The organism is Candidatus Zixiibacteriota bacterium (genome assembly GCA_017999435.1).
Lineage (GTDB): Bacteria > Zixibacteria > MSB-5A5 > GN15 > FEB-12 > JAGNLV01.
In genome coordinates, this window is record JAGNLV010000001.1 from 1,132,670 (window position 1) to 1,147,122 (window position 14,453).

At 66.1% G+C, this 14,453-nt stretch carries 15 protein-coding genes; all 15 read left to right on the forward strand.

Annotated elements, in window-relative coordinates; genetic code table 11:
• Positions 1-285 precede the first annotated feature (285 nt).
• The 15 genes from KA261_04750 to KA261_04820 all read left to right on the forward strand — a co-directional run bounded on the left by KA261_04750 (position 286) and on the right by KA261_04820 (position 14,442).
• On the forward strand, positions 286-444 hold the full coding sequence (locus KA261_04750; GenBank protein ID MBP7697098.1) for a hypothetical protein: 159 nt from the start codon (positions 286-288) through the stop codon (positions 442-444).
• 127 nt (positions 445-571) lie between these two features.
• Positions 572-1,477, forward strand: a complete 906-nt coding sequence (locus tag KA261_04755; GenBank protein MBP7697099.1) for a M23 family metallopeptidase — start codon at positions 572-574, stop codon at positions 1,475-1,477.
• 157 nt (positions 1,478-1,634) lie between these two features.
• Positions 1,635-2,273 (forward strand): sigma-70 family RNA polymerase sigma factor, encoded by a 639-nt coding sequence (locus KA261_04760; GenBank protein ID MBP7697100.1) that lies wholly within the window; start codon positions 1,635-1,637, stop codon positions 2,271-2,273.
• A gap of 96 nt (positions 2,274-2,369) precedes the next feature.
• Positions 2,370-4,577, forward strand: a complete 2,208-nt coding sequence (locus KA261_04765; GenBank protein MBP7697101.1) for a copper-translocating P-type ATPase — start codon at positions 2,370-2,372, stop codon at positions 4,575-4,577.
• 199 nt (positions 4,578-4,776) lie between these two features.
• Positions 4,777-5,781 (forward strand): hypothetical protein, encoded by a 1,005-nt coding sequence (locus tag KA261_04770; protein MBP7697102.1) that lies wholly within the window; start codon positions 4,777-4,779, stop codon positions 5,779-5,781.
• The gene (locus KA261_04775; protein MBP7697103.1) at positions 5,753-6,451 is read left to right on the forward strand and encodes a response regulator transcription factor; all 699 of its coding nucleotides are present in this window, start codon (positions 5,753-5,755) and stop codon (positions 6,449-6,451) included. The genes KA261_04770 and KA261_04775 overlap by 29 nt, the downstream gene beginning before the upstream one ends.
• A gap of 65 nt (positions 6,452-6,516) precedes the next feature.
• Positions 6,517-7,221, forward strand: coding sequence for a pirin family protein (locus KA261_04780; protein MBP7697104.1), 705 nt, complete (start codon positions 6,517-6,519; stop codon positions 7,219-7,221).
• A gap of 168 nt (positions 7,222-7,389) precedes the next feature.
• The gene (locus KA261_04785) at positions 7,390-9,048 is read left to right on the forward strand and encodes an AarF/ABC1/UbiB kinase family protein (GenBank protein ID MBP7697105.1); all 1,659 of its coding nucleotides are present in this window, start codon (positions 7,390-7,392) and stop codon (positions 9,046-9,048) included.
• 203 nt (positions 9,049-9,251) lie between these two features.
• Positions 9,252-9,827 carry an aminoacyl-tRNA hydrolase gene (locus tag KA261_04790; GenBank protein ID MBP7697106.1) on the forward strand — a complete coding sequence of 192 codons (576 nt, stop codon included), beginning with the start codon at positions 9,252-9,254 and terminating at the stop codon, positions 9,825-9,827.
• 70 nt (positions 9,828-9,897) lie between these two features.
• Complete coding sequence (gene rpsF, locus KA261_04795) at positions 9,898-10,386, forward strand: 30S ribosomal protein S6 (protein MBP7697107.1); 489 nt, start codon at positions 9,898-9,900, stop codon at positions 10,384-10,386.
• A gap of 25 nt (positions 10,387-10,411) precedes the next feature.
• Complete coding sequence (locus KA261_04800; GenBank protein ID MBP7697108.1) at positions 10,412-10,639, forward strand: 30S ribosomal protein S18; 228 nt, start codon at positions 10,412-10,414, stop codon at positions 10,637-10,639.
• 31 nt (positions 10,640-10,670) lie between these two features.
• Positions 10,671-11,672, forward strand: a complete 1,002-nt coding sequence (locus KA261_04805; protein MBP7697109.1) for a DUF2232 domain-containing protein — start codon at positions 10,671-10,673, stop codon at positions 11,670-11,672.
• A 39-nt stretch (positions 11,673-11,711) separates the two neighbouring features.
• Positions 11,712-12,161: a 50S ribosomal protein L9 gene (gene rplI, locus KA261_04810; protein ID MBP7697110.1), complete on the forward strand. Its 450-nt coding sequence runs from the start codon at positions 11,712-11,714 to the stop codon at positions 12,159-12,161.
• Positions 12,158-12,673 carry a bifunctional nuclease family protein gene (locus KA261_04815; GenBank protein MBP7697111.1) on the forward strand — a complete coding sequence of 172 codons (516 nt, stop codon included), beginning with the start codon at positions 12,158-12,160 and terminating at the stop codon, positions 12,671-12,673. Before rplI ends, KA261_04815 begins: the two co-directional genes overlap by 4 nt.
• Positions 12,673-14,442 carry a penicillin-binding protein activator gene (locus tag KA261_04820; GenBank protein MBP7697112.1) on the forward strand — a complete coding sequence of 590 codons (1,770 nt, stop codon included), beginning with the start codon at positions 12,673-12,675 and terminating at the stop codon, positions 14,440-14,442. Before KA261_04815 ends, KA261_04820 begins: the two co-directional genes overlap by 1 nt.
• Positions 14,443-14,453: the final 11 nt, after the last annotated feature.

Below are 14,453 nucleotides of genomic sequence, written 5' to 3' on the forward strand. Positions count from 1 at the left end.
AACGTCAATGCCCCCACCGGCGGATTCGGGGGCGGATAGGGGGCGAAAAGCGATTCGGTATCGGGGGAAAGCCACAGCGGCCGAGGAGACCGTCTCGCCAAACGATTATTAAGTTATTATCTAATAATGTTTTAATTCTGACGAAGAGTTTGTGGCCGGAGGGAATCGTTGGCAAGGCTTATGCGCAGAAGGAACCGGAAAAGAGTGAATTCAAGTCCGTTTCAACCCGATACATGATATGTGGACCGGTCTCGGGTGGACGGATGCAACCGGGAGACTGGCGCCATGACACAGAACAGCACGAGCGCGAAGAAGCGGTCGGTACGGAACGGTTTGCCGAAGAAGACGTACTGGCACCTGTACAGCCTGCAGAGCCTGGAGTCGGACAAGCTGGCGAAGATTGTGAACAAAATCCTGAGTCGGGAATATGTGCTGATTAAGTGAGATTTTAGCTTGACGCGGTCGCAAGGCGGGAGTAGTTTCGAAACTTATCGAGGATCAGACGCCCCGCTGTCCTCAGATACCCGACAACAGGATGCAGGACTTTGCAGCATGAGTGGATTGCGACAGCATGTTTAAGAAGAAACTAACGTTCATGCTCATACCCCATTCGATGGGGATATCGCGGCAGGTACGGATACCGGTCGCGGCCATTTACCTGGCGGTCGGCGGCGTGATGCTGCTGGTGTTCGCCAGTTTCTTTTTGTCGGCGGAGTTTTTTGCCGACAAGGTGGACGCCCGGGAGCTGGCCCGGCTGCGGGCCGAAAACGCGGCCCTGCACCGGCAGTTCGAGCAGTTGAAATGGAACCTCACCGAGGTGGAGACACGGTTCAGCCAGCTGGTGGACCGCGAGGTGAAGATCCGGTCGCTCTTCAGCTTACCCGAAATCGACCCGGCCGAGCGGCAACTGGGTGTCGGCGGTCCGGCGCCGCCCTCGGCGGCGATGATGTCGAATGTCCAGCGTGAGGCGACGGTGACGGGCCAGCAGATCGACCGCCTCCTCACGCTCTCCAGTTTCGAGCTGGAGAAGTTCAACGAGGTCGAGGATGAGCTTCTGAAGCTCAGGGACCGCCTCGACCACACGCCTTCGATCTGGCCCACCAACGGCTGGCTCTCCCGAGGATTCGGCATGAAATTCGACCCGTTCACGGGCATGAAGCAGATGCACCGCGGGCTGGATATCGCCAACCGGACCGGCACCAAGGTGATCGCGCCGGCGGCCGGCCGCGTCAAGTTTGTCGGGCAGAACGGCGGGATGGGCAACACGGTGGTGATCGACCACGGGTACGGTTTCGAGACGCGCTACGCACACCTATCGGATTTCCGGGTTAAGCGGGGGCAGCGGGTGGAGCGGGGCGACGTGGTCGGGCTGATGGGTTCGACCGGGTATTCGACGGGTCCGCACCTGCACTACGAGGTCCTCCGCAACGGCAAACACCTTGATCCGCGCGTGTTTATCCTGAACGACAACAGTTGATCGGCGGTCCCCGGCAAGCGAGGAGGCGTCCGGAGCCGGGCGCCTTTTTTCGTGGCCGATTGAACCGGGAACCGTCCCCTCCCCGCTCCTTCGCCGGCACTCATGGAACTTTGGCCGGGGCATGCGGTTATACCTGACAAAGCGTACGGAGCAAGGCATGAAACGAAATCCGGCGATCCCGCACCATCTCCGCGAAGCGATCCCCCCGCCGGATGAACGCGATGAAGAGCGGGTCAAAGAACTAATCCGGGAAATCAAGCGCGGCAACCAACTGGCCTTTGCCGAACTGGTGCGCCGCTACCGGGTGCAGGTCGCGGCGCTCGCCTACAAGATGGTCGGCGACTACGACGAGGCGGCCGATATCGCGCAAAACGTGTTCGTCAAAATGTCCCGCAACATCTGGCGGTACGATGAGCGGCGGAAGTTCTACACCTGGCTGTACCGGATCACGGTCAACGCTTCAATCGACTATATCCGCAAGCACAGCCGCCACCGCCACGAGCCGCTGGAGAATTTCGAGAACGTGGTCGAGCAGGCGGACCGACGCCCGGATGCATCGTACCACCGGCGGCAGATCGATGATTACATCCGGGAGGCAACCGCGTCGCTCACCGACAAGCAGCGCTCGGCGTTCGTGCTGCGCGATGTGGAGGGGTGCCGAATCGACGACGTCGCCGACATCATGAACATGCCGGAAGCAACCGTGCGCTGGTACCTGCACCGGGCGCGGACGAAGATCCGGCGGGAGCTGCTTCGGAAGTGCCCGCACCTGCTCGCGCTGTTCGGGATCAGATGACGCGCCCGCGAGCCTTACCGTACCTTTTCTGTTGGCGAACAACGATCTTAAGGCCGGAGAGCGGGCTTTTGGCCCGAGGTTTGGAAGGACCGGTGGATGGCCCAGACCGAAGAACTTCAGGTAAACATCGACGGGATGCACTGCGCCGGGTGCGCCGCGAACATCGAGCGCGGTCTCGGAGCGCTGGCGGGGGTGGCGGAGTGCCGGGTGAATCTGGCGACCCGCTCGGCGGTCGTCGCGTACGACCGGGACGAGACGAGCGCGGGGGCGATTCTCCGGACGATCGAGAAACTCGGCTACGGAGCGCGGGTCGGCGCGCCGGACGTACTCACCGCCAACCGGAAAGAATTGAGCGCCGCGATCCGGCGGTTCTGGCCGGCCCTGGGGCTGAGTCTCCCCCTGATGGCGCTGGCGATGGGGCCGATGGTCGGTCTCGGCGGGATCCTGGCGCCGGCGGCCGACGGGATCGCGCAGGCGCTGCTGGCGGGGGGAATTCTGTTCGGCGCCGGTCGGGCGATACTCGGCGACGCTTTCGCACAGGCCCGGCGAAGGGCGGCCAACATGAACACGCTGATCGCGCTCGGCACACTCACCGCCTACGGATGGAGTCTGTATGCGCTGATTGCGAATCTCGCGAAAGGCGGGGCCGAGCCGCTCTTTTTCGATTCGGCCGGGATGATCATCACGCTGATTCTCCTGGGGCGGTTGCTGGAGGCGAAATCGAAGGGGCGGGCGGGCGAGGCGATCCGGTCCCTGGTTCAACTGCAGCCGGCCAAGACGACCGCGATCATCGGCGGCACGGAGGTCGAAATCGACGCCGCCGCCGCGCAGCCGGGAATGCTCCTGCGGGTGCGGCCGGGCGAGCGGATAGCGGCCGACGGCCGGGTGGTGGAGGGAACGCCCGCGGTCGATGAGTCGATGCTGACCGGGGAGTCGCTGCCGGTCGAGAAGCAGCCGGGGGATGCAGTGATCGGCGGGTCGCTCAACGGCCACAGCGTGTTCACGTTTCAGGTGACGGCGGCCGGCGCGGACTCGGTCCTGGCGAAGATTATCGCGCTCGTATCGGAGGCGCAGGGGAAAAAAGCGCCGGTGCAGAAGCTCGCCGACCGGGTGGCGGCGGTCTTTGTGCCGATCGTGCTCGGGCTGGCGGCGCTCACGCTCGCGCTCTGGCTTTTGTTCGCACCCGGAAACGACGTCATGATGCGGAGCGTCATCTCCGTCCTGATCATCGCCTGCCCCTGTGCGCTTGGGCTGGCGACCCCGACAGCCATCCTCGTCGGGACGGGGCGGGCGGCCCGCGAAGGAATCATCATCCGGGGCGGAGATGTGCTCGAACGGATCACGACAGTCGACACGGTCCTTTTCGACAAGACCGGCACGCTGACCCACGGGGAGCTTCAGGCGACCGGCGTGACCGCGCTTAACGGATACCGCGAGGAGGAGTTGATCGCGCTCGTGGGCGGGGCCGAAAGTATGTCGGAGCACCCGATCGGCCGGGCGCTTGCCCGGCTGCGCGAAGAGCGGGGGATCCCGCCGGCGGAGGTGCGCAAAGTTGAAGCCCGGCCCGGGTTCGGCCTGATCGGACAGAGCGAGGGGGGGCGACTCGTGATCGGCAACCAGGCACTGCTCGAGCAGGAAAATGTCGCTCTGGCCGGCCACCAGGAGGCTATCGAGCGGACGACCGCCGCCGGCCACACCGCCGTGCTCGCTGGATTGGACGGCAAGCTGATCGGCCTGTTCGGCATCGCCGACCGAGTCCGCCCGGAGGCGGCGGAAGTAGTCAGAGAACTTCAGAAGACCAAGCAGGTGGCGATGATCTCCGGGGACACCCGGCGTACGGCCGAGAAAGTTGCGCGGCTGGCGGGGGTCGAGCATTTCGAGGCGGAGATCAAGCCGGACCAGAAACGACTGCTGGTCGATTCCTACCGCCGGGCGGGGGGCACGGTGGCGATGGTGGGAGACGGGATCAACGATGCCCCTGCTCTGGCGGCGGCCGATGTGGGCGTGGCGGTCGGGTCGGGGACGGACGTGGCGGTCGAGACGGCCGACGTGGTGCTCGTACGGCCGGACCTGCGCGGGGTGCCGAAGATGTTTCTGGCGGCGGCGTGGACGATGCGGGTGATCCGCCAGAACCTGTTCTGGGCCTTTGCCTACAATGTGCTGGCGATTCCGATTGCGGCCGGGGCGCTCTATCCGGCATTCGGGCTGACGCTGACGCCAATGATCGCGGCGGCAGCGATGGCGTTCTCCTCGGTCTTTGTCGTTCTGAACTCGCTCCGTCTCAACCGCGTGCGGTTCCGCTAGCCTCCTCCTCTCAACCTCTCCCCCGTCCCGGCCGATACTAACGGTGTCCCGGCGCCCGCACGGCCGGGGTCAGGGTTGATTGCGAATGCCGGCGGCCGCCGGCATTTTTTTGTCTTCGCCCGGCCGCCGATTTCTCCTTTCTACTTTTGCCAATCCGACCGCGGGGTGTTAGATTGGTCCGACGAAGGAGCGAGGTTGCGTGGCTCGACTGCATCTGACACCCAAAGGGGCGCTCATCGCGTTTATCGTGCTCGCCGCGACGGCCGTGGCGCAGATGGTCTGGTGGATCATCCTCATGGCCCACCTGGTCGATGCGCAGGTGGAGGTGGCCCGCCGGGTCGGGGCCGACCCGGTGCTGATCGAACAACTGCACCGCGAGGAAGTCCGGCGACAGGTGATGGTCGGTCTGGAGGGAGTGTTTTTCCTGGTGCTCATTATCGGTGGAGCCTGGTTGATCTACCGGTCTCTGGTGCGGACGGAGCAGCTCAAGTTTCACCAGCAGAATTTCCTCATGGCGGTGACGCATGAGCTCAAGACGCCGCTGGCCTCGATCAAACTCTACATCGATACCCTGAAGTCGCCCAAAATACCGGAGGAAAAGAAGGCCGGGGTCCTGCCCCGGATGCGGGAGGATCTCGACCGGCTGGAGCGGCTGGTGGACAACATCCTCGAGGCGGGGCGGTTCGAGCGGAGCGGGTACAAACTGCACCGCCAGCCGACCGATCTCGGCCGATTGGTGGAACGCCGCCTGGGCGCCCTGGAGCGGACCCCGAAACACAAGCCGCTGCACGTAACCTTGGACCTGGCGGCGGGCGTGATAGTCAATGTCGACTGTTCGGCGCTGGAACGGGCAATTGACGCGGTGCTTGAAAACAGCCTGAAGTATAACGACAAGGCGGCCGTGGACCTGGCGGTCAGTCTGGCGCGGCGGGAGGGCGCGGTGCACCTGGTGTTCGCCGACAACGGGATCGGGTTGGAACGGGGGGACTTGAACGCGATCTTCGAGCGCTTCTATCGGGTTGGATCGGAGGTGAGCCGCCGACATCCGGGGTCAGGCCTGGGGTTGTATCTCGCGCGCGAGTTTGTCCGGGCCCACGGCGGGGAGATGGCGGCGGAGTCGGAGGGACCGGGGTTGGGGGCGCGGTTTGTCATAACCATGGAAACGGAGCCGGAGAATGAAGAAGATCCTGCTGGTGGAGGATGATCCGAATCTCGCCGACGGGTTGGTGATGAACCTTGAGGCGGAGGGTTACGAGGTTGTGTCGATTGCCAACGGCAGCGAGGCGCTCGACGAGTTCCGACGGGGGAGTTTCGATATCGTGCTGCTGGACATCATGTTGCCGGGAATGGACGGGCTGGCGATCTGCAAGCGGCTGCGGGCCGAGGGGTATCGGGTGCCGATTTTGTTCATCACCGCGCGCGGGCAAACGGAGGATCGGATCGAGGGGCTGGTGGCGGGCGGCGACGACTACATCACCAAACCGTTCGATGTGGCGGAGCTGCTGGCGCGGGTGCAGGGGATTTTCCGCCGCCAGGCATGGCTCGCCGCAGGCGATGACCAGCTAGGCGAGGTGTACGAGTTCGACGGGCGACGGATCAATTTCAAAACGTTCGAGGCGACCGGGCCCGGAGGCATGGCGCCGCTGACCCACAAAGAGTGCATGGTCATGAAGTACCTGATCGAGCGGGCCGGCGAGGTGGTCAGCCGGGATCAACTGCTCGACGCGGTCTGGGGATACCATACCTTCCCGACCAACCGAACAATCGACAACTTCATTCTCAAGCTGCGCAAGGTGCTCGAGGACGACCCGAAAAATCCCCGCTATATCGAGACGATCCGGGGAGTGGGATACCGGTTCTCGCGGCGGAATTAGCCGCCGGTCGGACGCGCGAACCGCCGGGAACCGCCGGCGGTTCTATCGGGAAAAGGAGGCGACCGATGGTAACAGTGCGCAGAGCGGAAGAGCGCGGCCATTTCGATCACGGCTGGCTGGACACCTACCACACTTTCTCCTTCGACCGCTACCATGACCCGAACCACATGGGGTTCAGATCGTTGCGGGTGATCAACGAAGACCGGATCGCGCCGGGGACCGAGTTCCCCATGCACCCGCACCGGGACATGGAGATTATCACCTATGTCCTGGAGGGGGCGCTGTCGCACGAGGACAGCATGGGCAACGGAACGGTGATCCGGCCGGGTGAGGTACAGAAAATGACCGCGGGGCGGGGCGTGTTCCACAGCGAACGCAATGACCTGCCAAACGGTCGGACCCACCTCCTCCAGATCTGGATCCGGCCGTCGGAGAACGGCCTGACACCCGGTTACGAGCAGATTAGGTTCGATGACGAGGCGCGCCGCAATCGGCTGCTGTTGATCGGGACATCGGACCGCTCCACCGACGGGAAGGCGGTGCACATCAACCAGGATGCGCGGCTGTACACCTGCCGGCTCGATGCGGGCAATGCGGTACGCGAACCGCTGGCGCAAGGGCGGTATGCCTGGGTGCAGGTCATTCGCGGGAAGCTGTTGGTTAACGGCCATGAACTCAGGACCGGGGACGGGGCGGCTCTCAGCGGGGAACGGGAGGTGGCGGTGGAGGCGGCCGAGGGGAGCGAGTTCCTCTTATTTGACCTGGCGTAGGATGGCGCCGACCCGGCGGACAGGATTCTAGATGCCGGATGGCGGCCGACTCCCCGAAGGGTGGGAACCGGCATCCCGCACATTGGCCGGATCAGCTCCTCTCTCTGTTCGTATCATGTTGCAGGGTCCTCTCTTGACCGATAAGGTGAAGGAGGAGACAGGAGTGGAATGGGTCACCTGAAACGCTACCGACAAATCGCCGGCGCACTGGTAAGGCACGGGCTGCACTACCTGGTGGGAGTGTTCGGCCTGGAGCGGTTTGTGCCGTTTCACAAGGGGATGCTGGCCCGGGGCCGCCCGAGCCCGGGGCACACGCCGGCCGAACATGTGCGGATGGCCCTGGAGGATCTGGGAGCCACTTTCGTCAAACTCGGGCAAATCCTGTCGACCCGGCCGGATCTGGTGCCGCCGGAGTATCTCAAAGAGCTGGCCCGGCTCCAAGATGACGCCGCGCCGATCCCCGGCGACGAGGCGGAGGGGATCGTGGCGGAGGAGCTCGGGGCGCCGGTGGCGGAGCTGTTTCTCTCGTTCGAGCGGGCGCCGCTGGCCGCCGCCTCGATCGGCCAGGCCCATGCGGCGGTGCTGCGCAGCGGCGAGGAAGTGGTGGTCAAGGTGCGCCGCCCGGGGGTGGTCGAGCAGGTGACCGAGGATATCGAGATTGTCCGCAATCTCGCGCTGGTGGCCAGCCGGAGACTCGGCCCGGCCGAGCACTACGATCTGATTGGGCTGGCCGAGGAATTCGCCGAGACGCTGCGCGGCGAATTGGACTACCTTCGCGAGGGACGCAACGCCGAGCGGTTCGCCGAGCATTTCCGGGGGGATCCGGAAGTGCGGATCCCGCGGGTGTACTGGGAGCAATCGACTGCCAGCGTGCTGACGCTCGAGCGAATTCGGGGAATCAAGGTCGACGACACGGCGGCGCTCGACGGGGCGGGGATCGACCGCAGGCAACTGGCGCGGCGGATCGCGCGCGTGCTCCTGAAAATGATCCTGGAGGACGGCTTCTTCCACGCCGACCCGCACCCGGGAAATTTCTTCGTGGAACCCGACGGGCGGCTCGGGGTGATGGATTTCGGCATGGTCGGGGTGATCGACGAGGCGGGGCGGGAGCGGCTGGCGATGCTCCTGGGGGCGCTGACCTCGGGGGACGCCGAGCGGCTGGTTGACACGGTGCTCGATATGAGCGCCGGCCGGGGGCGGGTCGACCGGGAGGAACTCAAGCGGGACATCCAGCGTCTGCTGACCCGCTACTATGAACTGCCGCTGGGGCAGATTCCCCTCGGGCGGATGCTCGAAGAGGCGCTGGCCGCAGTCCGTCGGCACCGCCTCCAATTGCCCTCGAGCCTGGCGCTGTTGTTCCGGGCGCTGATCGTGAGCGAGGGACTGGGGCTGCGCCTCGATCCCGATTTCAGCCTCGGTCCGGTGCTCAAACCATTCGCCGAGCGGCTGCTCCTGCAACGCTACTCGCCGCTGCGCTGGGCGCAGCGGATGGGGCGGGCCATGATCGACACCGACCACCTGCTCTCCGAACTGCCGCGGCGGCTCCACCGCGCGCTCAAGATGCTCGACCGGGGGGGATTCGAGTTCGGCCTGCGGCGGGAGAGTCTCGAACCGATGGCCGACCGGCTCGAGCGGCTGGCCAACCGGATCGTGCTCGGGATGATCACGGCCGCGTTTATCATCGCGCTGTCGGTGCTGATGCTCGTCTACCCGCCGGGGGGCGGGGAAGGGCACTGGGGCGGGACGGTGTTCGCCGTAGGGTTGGTGGCGGCAGCGGGCCTGGGGGTGTACCTGGCCTGGCGGATTATCCGCACCGGCCGGGGGTAAGGACTTGCCGGTCAATCCTCTCCCCCCGCGGTCCGATCGACGCGCCCGGAGCCGCGCGGCGGAGAAGCCTTCTTCCCGGCCGCCGGGATGCCGGAATGGGACCGGCCGGGCCGGAAAAAGGTCACACGCGCACAATCACATAATCTGTTGACTTTGGGGCGGGATAGGGTATAATTGTCTGCTTTGCCGGAAACGGCAGCCCTATGATTTCGCTTGTTGTCGGACTCGGGAATATCGGCCGGCGCTATGCGGGCACCCGGCACAACCTCGGATTCGAAGTGCTCGACCGGGCTGCCGCGGCGCTCGGAGCGCCGCGGGCGACGAGAACGGGTCTGGACGAGCGCACCGTGTGCCGGCGCGGCGACCGGACAATCGTGCTGGCCTGGCCGAGGACATACATGAACCGGTCGGGGGACGCGGTCGCGGCTCTTTTACAGGATTACGGTCTCCGTCCGGCCGAGGTGCTGGTGGTGGTCGATGATTTCAATCTGCCGCTCGGGCGGGTGCGCCTGCGGACGGGGGGCAGCGACGGCGGCCACAACGGCCTGGCCTCGATCATCGCGACCCTCGAGACCCAGCGGTTCCCCCGGCTGCGGTTGGGGATCGGACCGGCGCCCGAGGGGGTCGACCCGGCGGATTTCGTGCTCGCGAAGTTCGAGAAAAGCGAGCGCACGCCGGCGGCCGAGATGATCGACACCGCCGCCGAGGCGGTTCTGTACAGCATAGACCATCGCTTCGAAGAAGCGATGAACATATTTAACGCGAACCCTGCCCGGTAGGCCGCCCCCCGGCGGACCATACCGAGCCGTTTGTTGAACCTTAAACTAACGACCGAAGGGAGTTCAGTGAATGCGCGTTTACGAAACGACATTTATTGTCAATCCCCAGACCGATGATGCCACGATCGACCAACAGGTGGTGGCGATTTCCGATCTCATCACCCGCCACGGCGGGCGCATCCTGGAAGAAGAGCGGGTGGGCACACGGCGGCTGGCCTACCCGATCCGCAAGTTGACCCAGGGGTACTACCACTCGTTCGTCTACGAGGCGCCCCAGCAGTTGCTTCCGGATCTCGACCGCTATTTCCGTCTCAACGAGTCGTACCTGCGGTTCATGACGATCGCGTTCGAGGGCGACGTGGAGGCAGTGCGGCGGCGGGCGGCGGAACGCCCGGCCGATATGCGCGAGCCGGCCAAGACGACGGCCGAACCGGCGGCCGCCGCGGAACCGGCCGCGGCCGCCGAACCGGCGGCGATCGAGAATGGCGAAGGCGCCGGTACCGACGACCTGGACGACGACTTCGATGAAGATGCGGATGAGGAGTACCGCGGGCGGTAGGCCGCGGCAGTGAGAAGGTGTAATTATGCGTACGATGAGACGGAAGAAATTCTGCTTTTTCTGCGAGAACAAGCTGGCCGGGGCGGACTACCGGGATGAGCGGTCGCTGCGCCGCTTCGTAAACGAGCGCGGCAAGATCATCCCGCGCCGCATTTCCGGCAACTGCGCGCTGCACCAGCGCCGCCTGACGATTGCGATCAAGCGGGCGCGGATGCTGGCGATTCTGGCGTTCGAGAGCGAATCGTTCCGCTAGGCGGGACGGCTCGGGCACGAGGACGGCGACCATGGACGCGGCGCACACGCGCGGGACGACGGCGACGGTGGCGGCGGCTCTGCTGTTTTACGCGGCGCTGCTGTACGCCGGGATGGCGGACCACGGGCGCCCGCTGGCGGTGCTGGCGGCGGCGCCGGTCATGTATTTCACCGCCATGTACCTCTACTACGGCCTGACCCGGCTGGCGTTCGCCCGCCGGCAGTGGGCGCTGTGGGGGTCGGCGGTCGCCGCGGTCGCGGTCAGCTACCTGCTGCTGGGCGGATCGCACCTCTGGATGCTGGTGTTCGGCTGGGGCATGCTGCTGGTGACGGCGGTGCTCACGGGACGGCTGACCTCGGGCGGCTACCGCCCGCGGACGGTCTATATCGCGGCCGTCCTGTCGCTCGTCGCGTTCGGCAGCGCCCTCTACCTGCCCCTCTGGCTCGACCTTGTCCGGGCGATGCCCAAGAGCATCGAGACGGTGGTCGACGCGGCCCGCGAGCGGCTGGCGGCGGCGGGCGAGAGCGACGTGCAGGTGGAGCAGTTGACGGAGGCGTTCCGGCGGCTGGCGACGGTGGTGCTCCGGCTGGCGCCGGCGGCCATGCTCCTGTCGGCCGTGGTGCAGTTCAGCGTCGGCTACCTGCTCTTTGTCAAGTGGGTGGACCGCTGCCAGGCGGGGCGGCCGCAGTACGAGCCGTTCCATTTCTGGCGGATGCCGTACGGGTTTGTGCCGGTGACGGCGGCGGCGGCGGCGGTGCGCCTTCTGGGCGGCGCCGCGGTGCAGCTGGCGGCCGACAACGCGCTGGCGTTCCTGGCGGTCTTCTACTGCCTGACCGGGTTGTCGTTCGTGGAGTTCTACCTGCGGCGCGTGCAGTTTACACGCTTTATGAAAGTGCTGTTCTATGTGTTCCTCGCGCTGCTGCCGCTGGTGTATCCGGTGGTCGGGGTGATCGCGTTCGGCGCGATCGCCCTGGTCGGCTTTGCCGACAGCTTCGCCGACTGGCGGCGCCTCCGGCTGCGCGAATTTGAATGAGATCAATATCCGTTGCATAGGTGTGAGAAAGGGTGTACCATGAAAGTGATACTGCGTCAGGACGTGCCGGATGTGGGAGCGGCGGGGCAGACGGTGGAGGTGAAGACCGGGTTCGGCCGGAACTACCTCATCCCCCGCAACCTCGCGATTCCGGCGACCAAGGCCAGTCTTCGGGCGATCGATGAGATCCGCAAGCAGACGGAGATCCGGGAGAAGAAAGCCCGGCGCGAGGCCGAAGTGGTCAAAGACCGGATCGAGAAAGTATCCTTGACGCACGAGGTGCTGGTCGGCGAAGACGACCGGCTTTACGGCAGCGTCACCAACGCCGACATCGCCGAACGGCTGGCGGCCGAGGGGATCACGGTGGACAAGCGCGCCATTCAGCTGGACACGCCGATCAAGGTGCTCGGCATTTACACGGTGCCGGTCAAGATCGCCAAGGATGTGACGGCGAATTTGAAGCTGGTGGTGGTGAAGAAAAGCGAATGACGTTTCTCGAAGTGAAAGTGGACGGTCTGGCGCTGGACATGACCACCAATTCCCCGGTGGTCATCCTGTCCCCGGCCGGCCTCAACAAGGTGCTGCCGATCTGGATCGGCCACGCCGAGGCGTGGGGCATCGCGATGGAGCTGTCGGGCGTGAAACCGAAGCGGCCGATGACGTACGACCTGATGAAGGTGATGCTCGCGACGGTGGCGGTGACGATCGACCGGGTCGAGGTGACGGAGCTGCGGGAGCAGACGTTCTACGCGCGCATCCACCTGCGGCGCAACGGTCAGGTGTTCGAGGTGGACGCCCGGCCCTCGGATTCGATTGCGATGGCGCTGAAGACGGGTGCGAAGATTTTCGTCAACGAGCAGCTGTTCAATCTCGAGGCGACGGCGGAGTCGGGCGGCGGCGAGGAGTCGCCGGAGGCGCCGCCGATGTCGACCGACCCGGAGTCGCTGCGCGAGCGGCTGAGAAGAATCAACCCGGAAGATTTCGGGAACTACTCGCTCTGATGCCTGCGCGGATAGCGTGGTACGTGCTGCTGGCCGCGGCCCTGTGGTCGGCGACCGGCCGGGCGGCCGAGCCGCCGGTCGACCCGCCCGCGGCGGCCGGCGATTGGGAGCAGGGGCAGCGCCTGCTGCGGAGTGGCGACTACGCCGGGGCGGCCCGGCTCTTCGAGCAACTGGCCGCGCAGCACCCCGCCTCCCCCGCGCTGCCGCTGTTTGTCTTTTCGCGGGCCAAAGCCAACTACTACGGCGGCGAGTATGCCAAGGCGGCGGCCGGGTTCTCACAACTGCTGTCGCGCTTTCCCCGGGCGCCGGAGGTTCCCTACGCGCATTTCTTCCTCGGCAACACCGCCTGCCGGCGCGGCGATCTTGACCGCGCGCTGCACGACTACCTCGAGGCCTACCGTCTGTCGACCGACGACCGGCTGGACAAGCTGGCGCAGGAGTCGGTCCGGGCGCTGCTGAGCGGCGATGGCGCGGTGACGGTCACTGCGGCGGATTTCCTCAACATCCCGGAGACGCGGCGCTGCCGGCTGATCGACGATCTCGAGGAGCCGCTGCGGCGGCGCGGCGAGGCGGGCGTCGCGGCCGAACTCATGGCCTCGTGCGGGTGGACCCTCGACACCGCCGGGATCGACCGGTCGGACGCCGGCGCCGACGCCATCGAAGTGGCGGTCGTGCTGCCGCTCTCGGGCGAGCTGCAGGAATTCGGCAACGAGATCTACCGCGGGGCGCTCGTCGGGGCCTCGATGTACGCCGCCCAGAGCGGCCGGCAAGTAGTGCTGGCGCCCTATGATACAGAGGGGGACGCGATCGCCGCGGCCCGGCTGGTCGGCGAGCTGGCGGGCGGCACGGCGGACGGCGTGATCGGACCGCTCACGAGCGAGGAGGCGGCGGTGGCGGCGGCCCGGCTGCACGGCGCCGATCTGCCGCTGGTCATCCCGGCGGCCACCGACGCAGGGCTCACCCGCCTCTCGGAATCCTCGTTCCAGCTCTCCCCCAACATCGAGCTTCAGGCCGTGCGGATGGCCGACTACGCGATCGACGTGCTGCGGGCGGCGACGGCGGCGATCATCGCCCCGGCCGGCGGCGAACACCAGCGGATGGCGGAGCGGTTCGCCGAGCGCTTCCGGCAGCGGGGCGGCGCGGTGGCGGCGAGCGAGTACTACGGCCCGCGCGACAGGGACTACGGGCCCTGCCTCCGCGACCTCAAGGGGGCGCTCCTCGGCGAGGTCGCGGATTCATCGGTCTGGCTGGACAACCGCGGCGACACAATCGAAGCCGACGGGATTGCGGCGGAGGTGGACGTGCTCTACCTCCCGGGGCGGGCGGAACAGATCCGCATGCTGCTCCCGCAGCTCCGGTTCCACAACCTGCGGGGGAGGTATCTCGGGTCGGACGGATGGGGGGATGAAGAGATCTTCCGGCTCGGCGACGACGTAACACAGCACGCGGTGTTTCCCTCGCCGTTCTTGCCGGCGCCGCCGTCCGAGGAAGCGATGCGGTTTGCGGCGGCCTACGACGAGCGGTACGGAGCGGAACCGGAGCGCCTGGCCCGGCTGGGCTACGACGCGATGCAGCTGATTGTGCGGGCGGTCGAGCGGGGGCGCGACTCGCGCCGCGAGACGGCGCGCCTGCTGGCCGCGGTACGCGACTACGCGGGCGCGGCGGGGGCGGTGACGTTCGGCGAACAGCGCGAGAACGTGGCGATCCCGCTTTACCGCATCGCCGACGGCGCGGCGGTGCCGCTTGCTGAACCGGCGCCCGCGGAGTGACCCCCGCCCCT

Excerpts from the sequence above, each read along its gene's own strand:
- KA261_04760 (MBP7697100.1), top strand. The coding sequence starts at position 1,635 with ATGAAACGAAATCCGGCGATCCCGCACCATCTCCGCGAAGCGATCCCC.
- rplI (MBP7697110.1), top strand. The coding sequence starts at position 11,712 with ATGAAAGTGATACTGCGTCAGGACGTGCCGGATGTGGGAGCGGCGGGG.
- KA261_04800 (MBP7697108.1), top strand. The coding sequence starts at position 10,412 with ATGCGTACGATGAGACGGAAGAAATTCTGCTTTTTCTGCGAGAACAAG.
- KA261_04780 (MBP7697104.1), top strand. The coding sequence starts at position 6,517 with ATGGTAACAGTGCGCAGAGCGGAAGAGCGCGGCCATTTCGATCACGGC.
- rpsF (MBP7697107.1), top strand. The coding sequence starts at position 9,898 with ATGCGCGTTTACGAAACGACATTTATTGTCAATCCCCAGACCGATGAT.
- KA261_04785 (MBP7697105.1), top strand. The coding sequence starts at position 7,390 with ATGGGTCACCTGAAACGCTACCGACAAATCGCCGGCGCACTGGTAAGG.
- KA261_04790 (MBP7697106.1), top strand. The coding sequence starts at position 9,252 with ATGATTTCGCTTGTTGTCGGACTCGGGAATATCGGCCGGCGCTATGCG.
- KA261_04755 (MBP7697099.1), top strand. The coding sequence starts at position 572 with ATGTTTAAGAAGAAACTAACGTTCATGCTCATACCCCATTCGATGGGG.
- KA261_04750 (MBP7697098.1), top strand. The coding sequence starts at position 286 with ATGACACAGAACAGCACGAGCGCGAAGAAGCGGTCGGTACGGAACGGT.
- KA261_04815 (MBP7697111.1), top strand. The coding sequence starts at position 12,158 with ATGACGTTTCTCGAAGTGAAAGTGGACGGTCTGGCGCTGGACATGACC.
- KA261_04820 (MBP7697112.1), top strand. The coding sequence starts at position 12,673 with ATGCCTGCGCGGATAGCGTGGTACGTGCTGCTGGCCGCGGCCCTGTGG.
- KA261_04765 (MBP7697101.1), top strand. The coding sequence starts at position 2,370 with ATGGCCCAGACCGAAGAACTTCAGGTAAACATCGACGGGATGCACTGC.
- KA261_04805 (MBP7697109.1), top strand. The coding sequence starts at position 10,671 with ATGGACGCGGCGCACACGCGCGGGACGACGGCGACGGTGGCGGCGGCT.
- KA261_04775 (MBP7697103.1), top strand. The coding sequence starts at position 5,753 with ATGAAGAAGATCCTGCTGGTGGAGGATGATCCGAATCTCGCCGACGGG.